This window comes from Methylobacterium nodulans ORS 2060, from assembly GCF_000022085.1.
In the GTDB taxonomy this organism is placed as follows: domain Bacteria; phylum Pseudomonadota; class Alphaproteobacteria; order Rhizobiales; family Beijerinckiaceae; genus Methylobacterium; species Methylobacterium nodulans.
Map to the genome: position 1 here is coordinate 3520525 of NC_011894.1, position 18400 is coordinate 3538924.

An 18400-nucleotide genomic window follows, 5' to 3' on the forward strand; every position below is an offset into this window, starting at 1 on the left:
ACGAGACCATCACCGGCGCTGCGCCCCAACACTAAAGACGTCAACAGACATGCCCTACGATTCCGACGCCCTTCTCGCGACGATCCGCACCGGCGGCATCCAGGCAGATCTCCACGAGCATCCGCCGGTATTGACCGTGGAAGAAATGATGGAGGTCTGCGGCGACATCAAAGGGGCTCACACGAAGAACCTATTTCTGCGCGATGGCAAGAAGAACTATTTTCTGGTCACGCTTCCCCACGACGCCCGTCTCGACTTGAAGGCCCTTCGTCCAGTTCTGGGCGCGAAGGGCGGTTTATCCTTCGCTAGCGACGAGGCTCTTCGCGAGAAGCTCCACGTCATCAGCGGCGCGGTCTCTCCGCTCGCGGCCATGAACGACGCAGCGGGTATCGTGACCGTTTTCATCGAATCATCGCTCCTCGCCGAGGAGAGGATCAACGTTCATCCTCTGACGAGCGACAGGACACTCTCGATCAGGCCCGGTGATCTCGTCGACATCTTGACCGCCCACGGGCACGCCCCTCACGCCTTCGTGCTTTCGGTTTCGGAAGCCGTCACCGAGCCAGCCGATTTCTAGAGCAGGATCCGTTCATGGTGGAACAGATCCTGCTCCAGGTTTTTGATTGTGCCGTATTTTCTGCGACGAACCGGGATCCACTTCGTCGGAAAATGCTCTAGAGCAGGATCCGTTCAGCCTAGGTTGGACCCAACTCCCGAACATGTAAGACACCCCAGCAGGACTGATCGGCTCTCGGTCAGCGCCCGGAATTGTCAGAAAGGATACCCAGCATGAGCGAACGCATCATCCTTCGCGCCGGCGAAGCCCTCGTGGCGGGCGGTCCGCCCAACACCGCCTCCGAGCCCGAAGTCATCATCGGCGAGTTGGACGGGCCGGTCGGCACCGCCATCGCCACCCTCACGGGGGATCAGGTGGTCGGCCACTCGCGCGTCTTCGCCCTCCTGAATACCGACATCATGGTGCGCCCGGTGACGCTGTGTGTCTCCAAGGTCAGCGTCACGGAGTCGAAATACACCTCGATCCTGATGGGCACGGTGCAGTTCGCCATCGCCAACGGCGTGCTGGATGCGGTGCGGGCGGGCTACCTGCCGAAGGACCGGGTCAACGATCTCGGCATCATCTGCTCGGTCTGGCTGAGCCCCGGCGTGATCGAGGCGGAGACCGTCGACCACAAGGCGCTGTTCGAGATCCAGCGCAAGGGCATGACCGAGGCGATCCGCAAGGCCATGACCAACGAGCCGTCGATCGACTGGCTTTTGGAGAACCAGAACAAAATTATCCACAAATATTACCAGATGGGCCTTGATGGAAAGATTTAGAGCTGCCTTACGGTCATGGTCCTCATGATGGCCGTTGCAACGTCGGCGTGGGAGCCGGTCCTGAAGGCCCGGCTCCCACGCTGCCGTGTAATCGATCAGCTGTAGATGGGGAAGCGGCCGGTGAGGGCGTGGACCTCCTGCAGCACCTTCGCCTCGGCGGCGGCGTCGCCCGCCTCGCCCGCGCGGGCCAGCCCATCGAGCACCGCCACGATCAGCTCGCCCACCTTCTTGAACTCGGCGACCCCGAAGCCGCGGGAGGTCGCCGCCGGCGTGCCGAGGCGGATGCCCGAGGTCACGGTCGGCTTCTGCGGGTCGAACGGCACGCCGTTCTTGTTGCAGGTGATGCCGGCCCGCGACAGCGCCGCCTCGGCGGCCTTGCCGGTCAGGCTCTTGGGCCGCAGATCGACCAGCATCAGGTGGTTGTCGGTGCCGCCCGTGGTGATGGCAAAGCCGCCCGCGCTGATGGTGGCGGCCAGCGCCTTGGCGTTCTCGACCACCTGCTTGGTGTAGAGCTTGAACTCGGGCGTCAGCGCCTCGCCGAAGGCCACCGCCTTGGCGGCGATGACGTGCATCAGCGGGCCGCCCTGCAGGCCCGGGAACACCGCCGAGTTGATCTTCTTGGCCAGCGCCTCGTCGTTGGTCAGCACCATGCCGCCGCGCGGCCCGCGCAGGGTCTTGTGCGTCGTGGTGGTGACCACATGCGCATGCGGGAACGGCGAGGGATGCACCCCGCCCGCCACCAGGCCGGCGAAATGCGCCATGTCGACGAAGAACACCGCCCCGACGCTGTCGGCGATCGCGCGGAACTGCGCGAAGTCCCAGTGGCGCGGGTAGCCCGAGCCGCCGGCGATGATCAGCTTCGGCTTGTGCTCCGCGGCGAGCCGGGCGACCTGCTCCATGTCGATGCGCTGGTCCTCGCGGCGCACCGTGTAGGAGACCGGCTTGAACCACTTGCCCGACACGTTCGGGGGCGCGCCATGGGTCAGGTGGCCGCCCGCGGCGAGGTCGAGGCCGAGGAAGGTGTCGCCCGGCTGCATCGTCGCCATGAACACGGCCTGGTTGGCCTGGGAGCCGGAATTCGGCTGCACGTTGGCGAACTCGCAAGCAAACAGGCGCTTGGCGCGCTCGATGGCGAGATTCTCGGCGATGTCGACGAACTGGCAGCCGCCATAGTAGCGGCGGCCCGGATAGCCCTCCGCATACTTGTTGGTGAGCACCGAGCCCTGCGCCTGCAGCACCGCCCGCGACACGATGTTCTCGGAGGCGATCAGCTCGATCTCGTGCTGCTGGCGGCCGAGCTCCTGATCAACCGCGCGGGCGAGCTCCGGATCGACCTCCGCCAGCGAGGCCGAGAAGAAGGAGTTGGACAGGGATGTCTTGGCGGAGCCCGCGCTCATGGTGACCTCGACTGTTGGAGAGTTTCGTCCCGAGGACGGTTGGTTGAGTGGGTCGCGTCCCGTCGACCGGGTTCTACAAGCTCCTGATGTGACGCGCTCCCTAACGCCGAACTGGCCTCCACTTCGGTGGGGAGTGCTCTAGAAGTAGTAGCCGATGTTCACGATGAACGCAGCTTTCCACTTGTTGTCGCCCCCCTTCGCGAGGCCATTTAAAAACTGCCCCGCTCCGACATAGGGGTCATTTCGGCCGAAGACGCCTTCCGAATAGATCACCAAGTTCGGATCAGCCTTCAATGTCCAAGCGGCTCCCAGGATATAGCGCTCGGAATTCTTGAAATTCGACCGATCCTTGAAGTAGGCGCTGTAGTTCAGGTAAGGCACGACATTGAAGGGGCCGATGTCCTCGGGAATCTTGTAGCTCACTTCCCCCGAGATGAAATTTCCGTGCGTTGCCATGTTGTAGGAAGCATCGTAGCCTCCGATCGTGATGAGGTCGTTCCTGATGGGATTCTTCGGATCGATGTCCTGCCGGACGTAGATCGCCTTGAACCCCCACGGCCCATAGGTGGCGTTTAAATGCAGACCTTCGAGCTGCTTCGAGCCTGTCTGACGCGTGTCGAAGTTGTAGATGTCAGAATGCCAGATCGAAGCGCCGAGAGCCAGGGAAGCCAGATCGTTCTTTACGAAGAAATATTCCACCCTGCCGACGAACATGTTCTCCTCGGCGTTGCGCGAACCGAAGGGGACATAGCTGTCGGCTTTTACGATGTTTGTTGAATAGCGGGCGCTGTCACGGCTGATGCCGAATGCGCTCGGACTGGCGCTCGGATAGAAGCCGAATTGGTAGTTGAAATCCGGCTCGACATGCGCGTACTTGACGCCTAAATTATAGATTTCCTCGATTCCCATTGTAAAGCCAAGAGATTCGAGAAAGCTTGACCCGAAATAGGGCGTCAGCCCGAAAGGAACCTGATTGAGGCCAAAGGTGATGCTATCGGCGGGAGTCAGCTTGTAGCCTATATAGGCCCACATCGGGAAATTGACTTCGCCCGGATAGCCTCTGTAGCCGTTCCGGGGGCCGTAGATGAAGCTGCCCCCATAGAACCGATATTGAGCAGCACCAAAGATGGTGTCCGAATCGTAGGCCGCTTTGAGGGCGAGCGTGTCGAAGGAGAAATGCTCCGCGGTCTTGGGGAAGCCGCTCAGGCTGACAGAGTTGAACCGCACGTCGTAACGGGCTCGGATAGCGCCCCCGAAGGTAAACTTGCCCGGCAACCCCGGCGCGGCCTCTGTTGGTGGTGTCGGTTCGGGCACGGTCACCGGCTCCTCCCGATTCACCTGGCTGGGCTCGGCGTTGATCTCCTGCGTGCCCTGGTCCTGCGCACAGGCAGGAGAATTGAACAGCAGTCCCCCTGCGGCGCAGACCACAAGGGCGGCCGCCAATTCCCTAGCGTTCATGTTGCTGCTCCTCGCACCCTTGCGCGTTTTTTGTCTTTGGGCTGCCGCCGCGCCAAATCCGGCCGATTAGGCCGGTGGCGGGACGATCTCCTCCTCTGCCGATGAATGCGGCAGGACGGCCTTAAGGAGCGGCCGTCCGATCTTCAGCCTCTACTTCAGCCAGCTGTCGACTGTCGCGCGATTTTCTGCGATCCACTTCGCGGCCGTCTCGGACGGCTTCGCACCCTTCTCTTCGTTCTCTGCCATCACGGTTTCTTCGTCCTTGATGGTCAGCTTGAACTTCTGGAGTATCCTGTAGACCTCGGGCATGTCATCCTTGAGCCCTTTGCGGGCCAGGGTGTTCACGGTCTCTTCCTGACCGAACGCCCCCTTGGGATCGGCGAGGTATTTCAGATCGTAGCGCGCGAACATCCAGTGCGGCGTCCATGCGGTGACGACGATGTTCTTCTTTTGTCTTATCGAATCTTTGAGCGCGCTCGTCATCGTGGCATCGCTGCCGTCAACGAGCTTGACCGGAAGCTTGTATGCCTTGATCGCCTCTTCAGAGCTTCTCATGACGCCGGCACCGGGATCGATCCCGATGACCTTGCCATCGACTTCGGATGCCTTCGACTTCAGATCCTCGATCGAATTCAGATCGGAATAGGCCGGGACCACCCAGCCGATCTTCGCACCCGTCACATTGGGGCCGATGAGATCGACGCGGTTCTTGAGTTTCGCATAGTAGGCGCCCTGCGTGGTCGGAAGCCAAGCTGCAACGCTTACATCCGCATCGCCGTTCGCCACTGACTGCCACATGGCCGCAGCGGCGAGTGGGATCGTCTTCACCTGGTAGCCCTTCTCCTCAAGAACGAGCTTGAGAATGTTGGTGGCAACCACGGCATCGGCCCACTCTACGTAGGCAATCCTGACCTGTTTGTCTGCCGCTTCGGCAGATCCCTGAACCAGGGTCAGGCAGAGGAGAGTCCCGAGCACCTTTGCACGCATCGGTCGAACCTTCATTTCATCGAAAGAGGACGGGTACGACTTGCACTGCCCTTGCGTTTGCCCGTCCAGTCGGATCAGGCATGGCTCGCAAGTCTTTGTGTTCTCCCGCATCTTGGCGCCGGATCGGCATCTGCCTGGGCGGGAAGCTCTCTAGAGCCGCCGACCTGATTGCATCAGGTCGGCGGCTCTGAGTTCTTGATTTTTCGCGCTCCCTGACGCCGAACCGGCATCCACTTCGGCAGGGAACGCTCCTACGCCGTGCCGTGGGGACGTGCTCGGGCCGCGAGGGCCTGGGTCACCCGGTCCAGGATGACCGCAACGATCACGATCCCGATCCCTGCTTCGAAACCTGCACCGGCTTCGAGCCGTTGGATCGACTGCCAGACCTCCCGGCCGAGACCACCTGCCCCGATCATCGCCGCGATGACGACCATGGAGAGGGCAAGCATCATTGTCTGATTGACGCCGGCCATGATGGTCGGGAGCGCCAGCGGAAGCTGAACTTTGAACAACTTCTGAGCCGCCGAGCCGCCGAAGGCATCGGACGCCTCGACCAGTTCGGTGGGCACGCCCCGTATGCCGAGAGCCGTGAGCCGGATCACGGGCGGTACGGAGAAGACGATCGTCGCGAAACACGCCGACACGGCGCCCAGCCCGAAAAAGGGAAGAGCGGGGATCAGATAGACGAAGCTCGGCAGCGTCTGCATCATGTCGAGCAGCGGCGAGAACAGCCGCCAAGCGCGTCGGCTGAGCGCACAGCAGATTCCCACCGGGATGCCGATCACCAGAGCCACGACAGTTGCGAGCGTCACCAGGACGAGCGTCTCGACGGTCGACTGCCAAAGCCGCAGGTTCCAGAGAAACAGGAGGCCCGCCAGTGTCAGCACCCCGATCTTCCGGCCTCCGATACGGTAGGAGACCAGCGTGGCGATGCCGATGCAGATCCAGGGCGGGAGCGATACGAGCGCGGTCGTGAAGCTGTCGATCCAGTCGGAGATGTTGCGGCTGACGGCCCGGGTCAGCCAGCTCCCATGGTCTGTGAGCCAGCCGAGAACATCATCGCTGATCGCATCGAGGGGGAATTTGGGGACGTTCCACTCCATTGATCCGCTCCTGCCGGGTTCGGGCATGTCACAGGGCCCGTGTGACGAATTCCATGGGCGGCGCCAGGTCTGGACGCCAATGCCCGCACGATGTCGCGGCTCGCCACGCGTCCGATCAGGCGCCCGTCGCGCGCGACGACAGCCACGGCCCCTTCGACTGCCACCTGCTCCAAAATCGTTTCCAGGCGAGCGTCCGCCTCCACGGCGCCGACCCCGAGGTCGAGCAGGGAGGAGACGGTCTCCGTGGAGCGGGCTGCGCCGAGTTTGTTCGCGAAGACACGGCCGACGAACCGGCCGTCGTCGTCGGCGACGAGCCACGCATCGTCGGCCGTGGCTGCGGTCGCCGCTCTGGCCTCTGCGACCGTCTGCGTGGAAGCAAGAACGACGCTCGAACGGTCGGCAACCTGTTCCGCTTTGAATACAGCGGCGACGTCGATATGCTCGACGAACCGCTCAACATACTCGTTCGCGGGGCGAGCGACGATCTCCTCGGGCTGCCCGATCTGGACCACCTCGCCGTCCTTCATCAGGACGATGCGGCCGCCGAGCGATATGGCTTCGTCGAGATCATGAGAAACGAAGACGATCGTCTTCCTCAGCTTCCGCTGGAGTTCCCGCAACTCAGCCTGCATGTCGCGCCGGATGAGAGGGTCGAGAGCGCTAAAGGCTTCGTCCATCAGGAGAATGTCCGCATCGGCGGCCAGCGCCCTCGCAAGTCCTGCGCGCTGCTGCATCCCGCCGGAGAGCTCATGCGGATACTTGCTGTCCCAGCCCTTCAGGCCGACGAGCTCAATGGCTTGCATCGCCCGCTCGATGCGCTGCCTGGCCGGAACTCGTCTGATCTCGAGGCCGAAGCCGACGTTTCCGAGGATCGTCCGGTTCGGAAGGAGCGCAAAGTGCTGGAACACCATGCCGAACTTCTTCTGGCGGAATGCCAGAAGCTCCTTGCGGCTGAGCTTGGTGACGTCTACGTCGTCCACGACGATCTGTCCGCAGCTCGGCTCGACCAGTCTGTTCATGCAGCGCAACAGAGTCGACTTTCCCGACCCCGAAAGACCCATCAGGACAAGAATTTCTCCTTCGGTGATATCGAACGAGATGTCGCGCAGGCCGACGACAGCGTTGCATGTCGCAGCAATTTCGTTCTTACCTTTTCCTTTTGCGATGAGGTCGAGAGCCTCGGCGCAGTTCGCCCCAAATATCTTGCTGACGCCCACGAGAGACAGTCGGCCCATGCGTACACTCCCTATCGATTCGGCGCCTTGCGGGAAGACTTTCCGCCTTCAGCAATCCGACAGGTTTTTATCTAGGACTATCAAAAAGTAGCGAGTGGCCGCCGGCCGGCTTGTCCCATTGCGACAGTTTTTTGGTAGGCGCCGACACGTGTGGAAGTTTAGTACCGAAAACTCGTGCTGCAGCGCAAAATTGCCTGCATTTTCAGCACCAATGCAAATGGATTTTGCAAAATATGTCCCATTGCCGCCCAGGAGGGTCAGCCCATAGCAGCTCTCCAGGAGCTATCGGCAAAACGGAAGCTTAGCTTGGGTCGGTTCTCCGCCCATTCACGTCTGGAACCTGTGCGGCAGAGTGGCGCGCCGTGCTTGGCTTATGGCCTCTGCTTTGAAGAGGGCTGACATGACCATCCTGGACAGCACGCACGGCCTGCCAGCGCCGCAGACGCTCGGCCCGCCCGAGGAGCGGGACTTCATCGTGCGGGCCGACCGCCGCAGGATGTCGTTCACCGGCACGGGGATCGCGGAGGAACTCCTCTCGCCGAACCTGAGCGGTCCGCTGGAGGTGCTGCTCTGCACGATCGCCCCCGGCTCCGACGGCGACTTCTACAGCCACGACGGTATGGAGGCGGGCTTGGCGCTCGCCGCCACGCTCGACCTGTGGATCGGGGAGAAGATGTTCCGCCTCGCGGTCAGCGACAGCTTCTCCTTACAGCAGCACGGGGCGGCATCGCTGCGCCAATCCGGGCGAGGTCGAGACCAAGGTCGTCTGGATCATCACGCCGCCGCACGACTGACCCGGCGGGCGGCGCGCGCGGCCGAGCACGGCCCGTCCGGACTGGCCGCGCGCGCGAGCTCAGGCCGCGCGCGCGAGGGCGTCCCCGAGCATCGACGCCATGGCGTCGATCTGCGCGCGCTCGGTGATGAGGGGCGGCGAGAGGGCGATGACGTCCCCGGTGACCCGGATCAGCAGGCCCTTCTCGAAGCAGTCGACGAACACCGCGTGGGCGCGCGACCCCGGCGCCCCGGCCCGCGGCGCGAGTTCGATTCCCGCGACGAGCCCGATCGTGCGGATGTCGATCACGTGGGGGGCGCCGCGCAGGACGTGCATCGCCTCGTGCCAATGATCCTGCAGCGCCGCCGCCCGGGTGAGCAGGCCCTCCTCCTCGTACACATCGAGCGTCGCAAGGCCCGCCGCGCAGGCGACCGGATGGCCGGAATAGGTGTAGCCGTGGAAGAGCTCGATCGCGTTCTCCGGCCCGGTCATCAGCGCGTCGTGCACGGCGCGGCTGGCGAAGACGGCGCCCATCGGGATCGTGCCATTGGTCAGGCCCTTGGCCGTCGTCACGAGGTCCGGCGTCACGCCGAAGAAGTCGGTGGCGAAGGGCGCCCCGAGGCGGCCGAAGCCCGTGATCACCTCGTCGAAGATGAGCAGGATGCCGTGCCGCGTCGCGATCTCGCGCAGGCGCTCCAGATAGCCCTTCGGCGGCACGAGGACGCCCGTGGAGCCCGCCACCGGCTCGACGATCACCGCGGCGATCGTCTCGGCCCCGTGCAGGGCCACGAGCCGCTCGAGGTCGTCCGCGAGGTCCGCCCCGTGCTCGGGCTGCCCTTTCACGAAGGCGTTGCGGGCGAGGTCGTGCGTGTGCCGGAGATGGTCGGTGCCCGGCAGGAGCGGGAAGGCGCGGCGGTTGTTGACGAGGCCGCCGACCGAGATGCCGCCGAAGCCGACGCCGTGATAGCCGCGCTCGCGGCCGATCAGGCGCGTGCGCGTCCCCTGCCCGATGGCGCGCTGGTACGCGAGGGCGATCTTGAGCGCCGTGTCGACGGATTCCGAGCCCGAGCCGGTGAAGAACACGCGGTCGAGGCCGCCCGGCGCGATAGCGCCCAGCCGCTCGGCGAACGCGAAGGCGATCGGGTGGCCCATCTGGAAGGAGGGCGCGTAGTCGAGGGTTGCGAGCTGGTGCTCCACCGCCGCGGCGATGCGTCGGCGCCCATGCCCCGCGTTGACGCACCACAGGCCTGCCGTGCCGTCGAGAACGCGGCGGCCATCCTCGCTCGTGTAGTGCATACCCTCTGCTGCAACCAGCAGGCGCGGGGCCGCCTTGAACTGACGGTTGGCCGTGAAGGGCATCCAGTAGGCGTCGAGGCTCGGTCGGTTGGCTCGGGTCTGGGCAGGCATGGCGGCGGTCTCCGTGTCGTGGTGCGGACCACCCGCAGACACCCTGTTCCGAGAGCCCCAACAAGTCCTTTTCTTTGTCGGCATAACCCTTTGACATTGCTTGTGCACGCGCGGCAATGTTGCGAGAACCGCAACAACCTGAACGGGAACCGCATGACGAACGACGGTGTGGGAGCGCGGCTGCGCTACGTGCGGCTCCGGCACGGCCTGTCGCAGCGCGCGCTCGCCAAGAAGGCCGGGGTCGTGAATTCGACGATCTCGCTGATCGAGTCCGGCAAGGCCAATCCCTCGGTCGGGGCGCTCAAGCGCATCCTCGACGCGGTGCCAATCGGCTTGGCGGAGTTCTTCTCTCTCACGCCGGACCGGTCCGAGAAGGCGTTCTATGCCAGCGAGGAACTGGTCGAGATCGGGAAGGGGCGCATCTCCTACCGCCAGGTCGGCGATGCCCTGTTCGGTCGTGCGCTGCAGCTGCTCAAGGAGCGCTACGAGCCGGGCGCGGATACCGGGCGCATCCCGCTCGCCCATGACGGCGAGGAGGGCGGCATCGTGCTGTCGGGGCGGCTCGAAGTGACGGTCGACGACGAGCGACGCATCCTTGGGCCCGGGGACGCGTATTACTTCTCAAGCCGCCGCCCCCACCGCTTCCGGTGCATCGGCCCACTACCATGCGAGGTCGTTAGTGCCTGCACTCCGCCCAGCTTCTAATTGAAGCCGATCTCAACCCTCGCAACTCGACGGCAAATGAATGTTTGATCGCGATATAGGTTTTCGATCGAGCGTCAACGCGACTTTTTAATACCTAATGACTAACATAGAAATTAAGTTCTTCGGCATTTGCTTGAGACGACATTGACCCGTCTTTCTCATAGTGACCGACGAAGAATCAAAATACGCAGAAGATGATCGATAATCCAGAATTGAGTTGTTATACCAACGGTCCTTGAAAAGGACCGCTGGTTCCGGTCTCGCATTGTCGCCAAGCCTCGTCTCAAAGCCTTTGGCTTGGTGTCGACACTTCGAGATGGGTCAACGGCCCGATGCGTGAGCATGCGCGTCAGCATCTCGGGCCGTCGGTGTCAGTTCGCCACCGGCCGGGTTCACCCTGACGGATGAAACCGTGGCTGAATGAGCACTCCCGTTCATGGCACCCAACTCCGGCCCTCATGCTGAAGTGCGGGGCGGCTGCCACCCACGTCGGTTTCTATTCAGGTCTTGCAGTCACGCGCTCCCTTGCGCCTAACCGGCATCCACTTCGGCGGGGAGCGCTCCAGGCGGCCGCTAATTTCGGTAGTCGGGCTCCTGGCGATCCAAGGTCCTGCGAAGACTTTGAAGATGGAGCTTGGCGGATTCCGCGTCTCCAGCCCTCATCTGCCGCGCCGTGGCTTCGGCAATCTCCTTCGAGACAGGGACAATCCGCCGACCCGTCGACAGCGCAAGGCATTGTACTTCGCACGCCCGCTCAAGGTAATAGAGGTCGTCCCAGGCCTCGGCAATAGTGGGAGCCAGTACCATCACGCCGTGATGCTTCATGAAGACGATGTCGGCATCGCCAATCGCGGCCGCGATGCGGTCGCCCTCCCGTTCGTCGAGTGCGAGGCCGTTGTAGTCCCCATCGACGATCGTACGGCCGTAGAATTTCAGAGCCGTTTGGCCCGCGAAGACGAGCGGATCGCCTTCGACCATCGTGAGCGCCGTCGCGTAAGGCATGTGCGTGTGGAAAGCGACGCGAGCGCGCGGCACGTTCTTGTGTAGCCGGGCGTGGATGTAGAAGGCCGTCGCCTCCGGCTCGCCCTCGCCCTGCACGACATTGCCGTGGAAATCGCAGATCAGGAGCTTCGAGGCCGTCACCTCGCGGAAGGCATAGCCATAGGGGTTTACCAGAAACAGGTCGTCGTGCCCCGGCACCATGGCGGAGAAGTGGTTGCAGATGCCCTCGTGCATGCCGAGCCGGTCCGCGAAGCGGAAGCAGGCGGCGAGGTCGATGCGTGCCTGCATCACCTCGTCACTGTCGAGCGCGGGACGGTTCAGGCGATCGGCCGGAACCGAAGCGACAGGAGCAGGGTCTCGGTTGAGAGAATGGGCCATGGTTGCCTGCGGGGTTCGGCTCGGGATTCAGGGCTTGGTCTCCTCCGGCGCCTCGGCCGGAGGAGATGAGGGTGCCTGCGGCGTCCAGCTGCCCTTTGGGGCGCCGTTCGTCAGGTATGACAACACCATGTCGACAATGTGTGCCTTCCGATGCACGAGGTTCTGGGGCGCCTTGAGATCCCGCTCGAAGAGGAGCGAGAGCGTGAAGCGGTTCGACAGATAGAAATAGCCGAGCGCCGACATGGAGATGTACAGCTCGACCGTATCGACGTTCGGCCTGAACACACCCTGCCGCACTCCCTCGTCGAGGATCGAACGGATCGTGTCAGAGAGGCGGTTGTAGAGCGCCCGTATGATGGGCGACTTGGAGATGTGCTTGCCGCGATGCAGGTTCTCCGTGTTCAGCATCACGATGATGTCGGGCTCGTCGATGAAGACCTGGAAGGTGCTCTCGCAGAGCCGCCGCATCGCCTCGACGGGATCAAGGCCGGCGAGCGGGACGTCGCCCTGGCGCCGACGCAGCGTCTCGTATGTCCGCTCCAGGACGCGGATGTAGAGATCCTCCTTGGAACCGAAATGGTGATAGAGGAGGTTCTTGCTGATCTTTGCCCGGTCGATGATGGCATCGACGCGCGCACCGTCATACCCCTTGCGGGCGAATTCCGCCTGGGCTGCCAGGAGGATGCGCTCCTGAGTCTGGATCGAATCGCGCTTGCGCGGCTGCTCTTTCACGTCGTGCTTGGGCTCTGTCGGCGGGACCGCGAACATCGTGGACCTCACGCCGCTTTAGCCTGGGGCCGCGGGGAAACGAAAGGCGCGCAGCGCTCGACGGCAATCCGCGTCGTCTCCGCGCCGTCGCGCAGCCACCAATCGAGTTTCGAGAAGATCTCAATCTCGAACGGGCCATCGTAGCCGATCCGATCGAGCACCGCCCGGTAGCCGGCGATGTCGATGACGCCGTCGCCCACCATGCCACGGTCCTGATAGACGTCCCGCGTCGGGACGAGCCAGTCGCAGAGGTGGAAGGTCAGGATACGGTCCGGTCCGGCCTTCTCCAAGCCTGCGATGAAGTTCGGATCCCACCAGCAATGATAGACGTCGGCCACGATACCGGCCCCGGTGCCCAGCAGCTCGCAGAGATCGAGGCAATGCGCGAAGGTCGAAAGGCACGAGCGGTCCGCCGCGTACATGGGATGCAGCGGCTCCAGCCCGAGCGCCACGCCGACCGAGCGTGCATAGGGCAGAAGCTCGGCCAGCGCCTCCGCCACGCGGCGGCGCGCGGCTGCGAGGTCGCGCTCGCCCGTGGCGAGGCCTCCCGGAACAACGACGAGGGTCTTCGCGCCGATCTCCGCCGCCATGTCGAGCCGGCGACGGTTCTCCGCGAGAGCGGCCCGGTAGGCGGTGGAGTCGGCGAGGTTCACCCAGGCCGTCGTGCACAGGCAGGGCACGAAGAGCCCTGCCTCACGGATCAGCCGCGCGGCGGCCGCGGTGCCGGCATCGTCCACGTACTGGACCCAGGCCCCGATGCCTCGCACACCGGCTCTGGCATAGCCGTCGACGGCCTGCGCGAGCGTCCAGTCGCGGGTCGTGATCTGGTTGATGGCGAAGCGGGAGAGATCCGGACGAGACGTGCTCACGCGGCGCTCCTCGTACCTGTGCCGCGCAGGCGTGCCGTCGCGACGTCATCGACGGCCCCCTCTCGGATGACGACGCCGAAGCCCTCGCGCGCGAAGCGCTCGGTCACCTTTCCATCGATCACGTCCTCCAGAACCCGGGCCGGATCCCGCGCGTGGGGATTGCCGTAGCCGCCGCCGCCGGCCTGTTCGTGGCGGATGACGTCGCCCTTCCGGACCGTACGGGTGATCTTGCTCGGCAGTACCTCGGCGGTCCCCGTCTCAGCTTTCGTGAGGATGTTGCGCGAGGCCAGGCCAGGTTCCCCGCCGAAGAGGCCGTAGGGCCTGGTCGTGTAACGGTCCGTGCGGAGCTGCATGACCGCCTCATCGGCGAGGAGGCGGTATTGCCGGACGACGCCGATGCCGCCGCGGTTCCGGCCGGCTCCGCCCGAATCTGGGCGAAGCGCATATTCCTCGATCATGAGCGGATAGGTCGCCTCCATGATCTCGACCGGCATGTTGGACATGTTCTGCGAGGGATTGGTGATCGCGTCGATTCCATCCTTGCCGGCGCGGGCACCGAGCGCCCCGTTGATCATATCGACGACGATGAAAGGCTCCCGCGTCTCCTTGTCATAGCCGCCGAGGCAGACGACCGAGTTGCCGCCCTCGCCCGCCGCCGAGACGCGGTCGGGCACGATCTGGGCCAGCGCTCCGAGCACGGTGTCCACGACGCGGTAGCCGGTGAGCGCCCGCGCCGCGACGGGAGCCGGGAAGTCGGGGTTGAGGAGCGAGCCCTTGGGTGCGCGGATGTCGATGCAGCGATACAGGCCTGCATTGTTCGGCACATCCGCATCCAGGGTGCAGCGAACAGCGAGATAGGTCGCCGACTTCACGAAGGAGAGCGTTGAGTTGATGGCCCCCCGCACCTGCGGCGAGGACCCGGCGAAGTCGACGATCAGACCATCGCCCTCGACCGTGACGGCGACCCTGATCGGGATGGGCGCCTCGTCGAACCCATCGCCATCGATGTAGTCCGTGAAGCGGTAGGTTCCATCGGGCCAAGCTGCGAAAGCCCTGCGGGAGAGTCGCTCACCATAATCGAGAAATTCTTCGAGAAAGCCCTCGAGTTGTGCGATCCCGTACTTGTCGACGAGGCGCAGCAATTCGCGCTCACCCAGCGCGCAGGTCGCGAGCTGCGCGTCGAGATCGCCGATCACAAGGTCGGGCAAGCGGACGTTCTTCGCGATGATGTTGAACAGCGTCTTATTGCGGACACCCTTGTCGAGGAGCTTCAGCGGCGGGATGCGCAAGCCCTCTTGGAAGATCTCGGTCGAGTCGCTCGCGTTCGAGCCCGGCACCCTGCCGCCGACGTCGCAATGGTGGCAGATCACGACCGAGAAGCCCACGTGGCGTGGTCCGGCGAAGATCGGCTTGAACATGAAGATGTCCGGCAGGTGCATGCCGCCATCATAGGGATCATTGAAAATGATGACGTCGCCGGGATGAAGATCGTCTCCGTAGTGGCGCATGAGCGCCTCCATGGCGTCCGGCACCGCGCCGAGATGCAGCGCGACCGTCTTCGCCTGGGCCAGGATGCGTCCTTTCGCGTCGCACATGGTGGTCGAGTAGTCGAGCACGTCGCGCACGATGGGCGAGCGGGCGGTCCGCATGACCGTGTAGGCCATGTCATCGACGATGGATTCGAGGGCGCTCTTCAACACCGCGAAGGTGATCGGATCGATTCGCTTGCTCATGACAGGCTTCCCTCGGCGAGCGTGATGAGAAGGTTCCCGTGCGGATCCGTGACGGCGGACGCATCCGGCGGAACGAGGACGGTCGAGTCCGCCCCCTGGAGGATGGCCGGCCCCTCGACGCGGCCCCGCAGGGTGGCACGGTCGTAGATCGGCGTGTCGATCCAGCCGCGCTCCGGCCCGAAATAGACCTCGCGGCGCTCGCTCGGGCCGGGAGCGGCTTCGACGCTCTCCTGCTTGTGCCGGAAGTCGAGCTTGCCCGGCCGCAGGCCCCGCCCGATCAGGCGCAGGCTAACCGTCTCAATGATGTCGTCAGAGGCGTAGCTGTAGATGGCGCCATAGGCAGCGAGGAAGGCCACGCGCAGGCTCGCCGCATCGGCTGCCTCACCGAAGGGCACGGCGAGCGACATCTCCTGGCCGCGGAAGCGCATGTCGAGTTCGGGCTGGAGGGAGATGTCCTCGTCCGCGACCCCTTCTCGGAGAAGCCGCTCGCGCGCCTCGGCGGCAAGCTCGTCGACGATCCGGCGCGCGCCTTCGAGGTCGATGCCGTCCAGGCGGCCGGGAAGTGGGCGGATCAGGTAGTGCTCGACGTCGCCGGCAAGCATGCCCATGGCCGTGAAGACCCCCGGCGAGGCCGGCACGAGAACGCGCGGCATCGACAGGAGCCGGGCGATGTCGACGGCGTGGACCGGGCCGGAGCCGCCGATCGCCACGAGCGTGAAGTCGCGCGGATCGACCCCGCGCTCGACCGTGACTGCCCGGATGGCGCGGGCCATGTTGGCGTTCACAACCTCGCGCACGCCGTAGGCCGCCGTTGCGGCATCCAGGCCGAAGGGCTCGGCGAGGTCGCGCGCAATGGCAGCCTCCGCCATTTCGCGCGAGAGTTTCCGAGAGCCGCCCGCGAGGGTATCCGGCAGATAGCCGAGATAGAGGTTCGCGTCGGTGACGGTCGGCTTGTCGCCGCCGATCCCGTAACATGCGGGGCCCGGGTCGGCGCCAGCCGAGACCGGCCCGACCTTCATGAGCCCGCCCTCATCGACATGCGCGATCGAGCCCGCGCCGCTACCGACCTCCGCGACGTCCACGGTCGGCACGCTCATCATGTAGCCGCCCGCCTTGATGAAACGGCTCGGCGTCGAGATGCCGGCCCGGAATTCGTATTCCGACACCCGCATCAGATGACCTCCCTGGATGAGGGAGGCTGAGGCGGTGGTTCCGCCCATGTCGAAGACGACGAGATCGCCTTCCCCGAGCGCCTCGCCCAGGCGGCCTCCGCCGACGACGCCCGCCGCGCGGCCTGACGAGATGAAGAAGACGGGCTTCGCCCGGGCCATCCCCGACGAGGCGAGCGCGCCGTTGGAGTTGCAGACGAGGAGGGGCGCCGAGACGCCGATCGAGCTGAGACCCCGCTCGAGCCGCGTCAGATAGGCCTCCAGCACCGGCCGCACATAGGCGTTCACGACCGTCGTCGAGGTGCGCTCGTACTCCTTGGCCTCGGGCAGGACCGAGACAGAGGTCGTCACCTGCAACTCGGGCACATGCTCGGCGAGCAGCGCCTCAGCCCGGCGCTCATGCTCCGGATTGCGGTAGGAACTCAGGAAGCAGATCGCAACAGACTTGATCCCCTCCGCTGCGAGTGCGCGACCCGCCTCGATCAGTTCCGCCTCGTCGAGCGGCGTGTGGATCGCACCCGAGGCCGTGATGCGCTCCGCAACCTCGCGGCGATGGCGCCGCGGCACGAGCGGCCGCGGCTTCTCCCATTGCAGGTCGAACATGCCTGGCGTCCGCAAACGCCCGATCTCGAGCACGTCCCTGAAGCCGCGGGTTGTGATGAGGCCGGTCGGAGCACCAACCTTTTGCAGCAGCGTGTTCGATCCGACCGTAGTCCCATGCACGACTTCGCCGACCTCGGAGGCCGGGATGCCCGCTTGGTCGAGGATCTCGCGCACGCCAGTGAGCACGGCCTCCTCTGGCGCCGCAGGCGTCGAGGAAACCTTGCGCTGGAAGGTCCGCCCTGCCGCATCCGTGAGCACGAGATCCGTGAAGGTGCCCCCGATATCGACGCCGATCCGGGCGGTGCCGCTCGCTCCAGCCATGAGGCCTCTCCTCTCTATTGGACTAGGTGGTTAGTCCTGCAAATGACCGGAGTCAAGCTTAGCTGCAGCGATCTGCGAGGCAGGAAGAGGCGCAAGATTGGGCTTGCGCCGTTAGTTGGACCGGTTAGTCTACAAGGAGTGAGCCGGGAGGGAACGATGGAGCGAACCACTCAATGGGCCCGCGCCCTGCGCGGGATGGGGGTCGGTCTTGCGGTGCTGGCGATCTCGGCCTTGCCCGCGCTGGCCCAGGAGAAGGTCAGCGTCCGGCTCGATTTCTCGCCCTGGGGCGTGCATGCCGCCATGCACCTCGCCAAAGAGAAGGGCTGGTTCAAGGAGGCCGGGCTCGACGTCGACGTCCAGGACGGACGCGGCTCAGGCAATACCCTTCAACTCGTCAATGCCGGCCAGGTCGATGTGGGCCAGATCCAGCTCGGCCTCCTGCCGCAGGCACGCGAGAACGGCGCCCAGGTGAAGGGCATCGCCGGGTGGGGGCGCCGCACCGATCTCGCAGTGCTGGTCGACAAGGACTCGCCGATCAAGAAGGTCTCTGACTTTGCTGGCAAGACGTTGGTGGTCTTCGCCGCGAGTCCCTGGGCCCCCTACATCGACTATTGGCTCAAGCAGGGCGGCCTCGACCGTACCAAGACCACAATCATGTTCGTCGACCCGGCGGCGCTATGGGGCACCTACACCGCCAAGCGCGCGGACGGCCTGATGTCGACCGAGCCCTCGGCGCTCCCGATCGCCGCGGCGGCGCGGCCCTCCAAGGCGATCCTGGCCGAAGATGCCGGCGTCGCCTATCCGAGCTACGGGCTGGTCGCGACGGAAAAGACGATCGCGGCCAAGAGGGAGGCTTTGGCCAAGCTCGTCGCCGTGCAGGCCAAGGCCTGGGCCTACCTCCGCGACGGCAAGATCGAGGAGGGCGTCGACGCCATCGTCAAGCAGCGGCCCGACGCCAAGCTCGATCGCACAGCGCTCGCCGAGCAGATCCGGCTCACGATTGCCTTTTTCGACACGCCGGCCACCCAAGGCAAGCCCATCGGCTGGCAGGCGGACAGCGACTGGAACGCGGCTCTCAAAGGCCTGGAGGCGGCCGGGGCCGTGAAGCCGGGATGGAAGACATCGGACTACTACACCAACGACTTGATCAAATAG

Annotated in this window: 15 protein-coding genes; 4 read left to right on the forward strand and 11 right to left on the reverse strand. The window is 64.6% G+C overall.

Annotated features, from left to right (window positions below):
* The first annotated feature begins 49 nt into the window (after positions 1-49).
* Positions 50-577 carry a prolyl-tRNA synthetase associated domain-containing protein gene (locus tag MNOD_RS16080; RefSeq protein WP_015929981.1) on the forward strand — a complete coding sequence of 176 codons (528 nt, stop codon included), beginning with the start codon at positions 50-52 and terminating at the stop codon, positions 575-577.
* 212 nt (positions 578-789) lie between these two features.
* Positions 790-1338: a formaldehyde-activating enzyme gene (locus MNOD_RS16085; protein ID WP_015929982.1), complete on the forward strand. Its 549-nt coding sequence runs from the start codon at positions 790-792 to the stop codon at positions 1336-1338.
* 95 nt (positions 1339-1433) lie between these two features.
* On the opposite strand, the gene glyA is transcribed toward MNOD_RS16085, so the two are convergent.
* The 6 genes from glyA to aptA form a co-directional block, all read right to left on the reverse strand.
* Entirely contained in the window at positions 1434-2735 is a 1302-nt protein-coding gene (gene glyA, locus MNOD_RS16090) for a serine hydroxymethyltransferase (protein ID WP_015929983.1), read from the reverse strand.
* Positions 2736-2873: 138 nt separating this feature from the next.
* Positions 2874-4193 (reverse strand): hypothetical protein, encoded by a 1320-nt coding sequence (locus tag MNOD_RS16095; protein ID WP_015929984.1) that lies wholly within the window; start codon positions 4191-4193, stop codon positions 2874-2876.
* Between the two features lie 150 nt (positions 4194-4343).
* Complete coding sequence (locus tag MNOD_RS16100; protein ID WP_015929985.1) at positions 4344-5180, reverse strand: glycine betaine ABC transporter substrate-binding protein; 837 nt, start codon at positions 5178-5180, stop codon at positions 4344-4346.
* Positions 5181-5431: 251 nt separating this feature from the next.
* Positions 5432-6283: an ABC transporter permease gene (locus tag MNOD_RS16105; RefSeq protein WP_015929986.1), complete on the reverse strand. Its 852-nt coding sequence runs from the start codon at positions 6281-6283 to the stop codon at positions 5432-5434.
* On the reverse strand, positions 6199-7518 hold the full coding sequence (locus MNOD_RS16110; RefSeq protein ID WP_043748823.1) for a quaternary amine ABC transporter ATP-binding protein: 1320 nt from the start codon (positions 7516-7518) through the stop codon (positions 6199-6201). Before MNOD_RS16110 ends, MNOD_RS16105 begins: the two co-directional genes overlap by 85 nt.
* An 853-nt stretch (positions 7519-8371) precedes the next feature.
* Complete coding sequence (gene aptA, locus MNOD_RS16120; protein ID WP_015929988.1) at positions 8372-9697, reverse strand: omega-aminotransferase AptA; 1326 nt, start codon at positions 9695-9697, stop codon at positions 8372-8374.
* A gap of 153 nt (positions 9698-9850) precedes the next feature.
* Here aptA and MNOD_RS16125 point away from each other — a divergent pair, with 153 nt between their 5' ends.
* Entirely contained in the window at positions 9851-10402 is a 552-nt protein-coding gene (locus MNOD_RS16125; RefSeq protein ID WP_015929989.1) for a cupin domain-containing protein, read from the forward strand.
* Between the two features lie 573 nt (positions 10403-10975).
* Here MNOD_RS16125 and MNOD_RS16130 read toward each other — a convergent pair.
* From MNOD_RS16130 to MNOD_RS16150, 5 genes are read right to left on the reverse strand one after another with little or no spacing between them, the layout of a single operon-like run.
* Complete coding sequence (locus MNOD_RS16130; RefSeq protein WP_015929990.1) at positions 10976-11782, reverse strand: aldolase; 807 nt, start codon at positions 11780-11782, stop codon at positions 10976-10978.
* A 27-nt stretch (positions 11783-11809) separates the two neighbouring features.
* Positions 11810-12550, reverse strand: a complete 741-nt coding sequence (locus MNOD_RS16135) for a TetR/AcrR family transcriptional regulator (protein WP_015929991.1) — start codon at positions 12548-12550, stop codon at positions 11810-11812.
* A gap of 8 nt (positions 12551-12558) precedes the next feature.
* Positions 12559-13419, reverse strand: coding sequence for a sugar phosphate isomerase/epimerase family protein (locus MNOD_RS16140; RefSeq protein ID WP_015929992.1), 861 nt, complete (start codon positions 13417-13419; stop codon positions 12559-12561).
* Positions 13416-15152, reverse strand: coding sequence for a hydantoinase B/oxoprolinase family protein (locus MNOD_RS16145; RefSeq protein WP_015929993.1), 1737 nt, complete (start codon positions 15150-15152; stop codon positions 13416-13418). Before MNOD_RS16145 ends, MNOD_RS16140 begins: the two co-directional genes overlap by 4 nt.
* Positions 15149-17245 carry a hydantoinase/oxoprolinase family protein gene (locus tag MNOD_RS16150; protein WP_015929994.1) on the reverse strand — a complete coding sequence of 699 codons (2097 nt, stop codon included), beginning with the start codon at positions 17243-17245 and terminating at the stop codon, positions 15149-15151. Before MNOD_RS16150 ends, MNOD_RS16145 begins: the two co-directional genes overlap by 4 nt.
* Positions 17246-17401: 156 nt before the next feature.
* On the opposite strand from MNOD_RS16150, the gene MNOD_RS16155 reads away from it, so the two are divergent.
* On the forward strand, positions 17402-18400 hold the full coding sequence (locus MNOD_RS16155) for an ABC transporter substrate-binding protein (protein ID WP_015929995.1): 999 nt from the start codon (positions 17402-17404) through the stop codon (positions 18398-18400).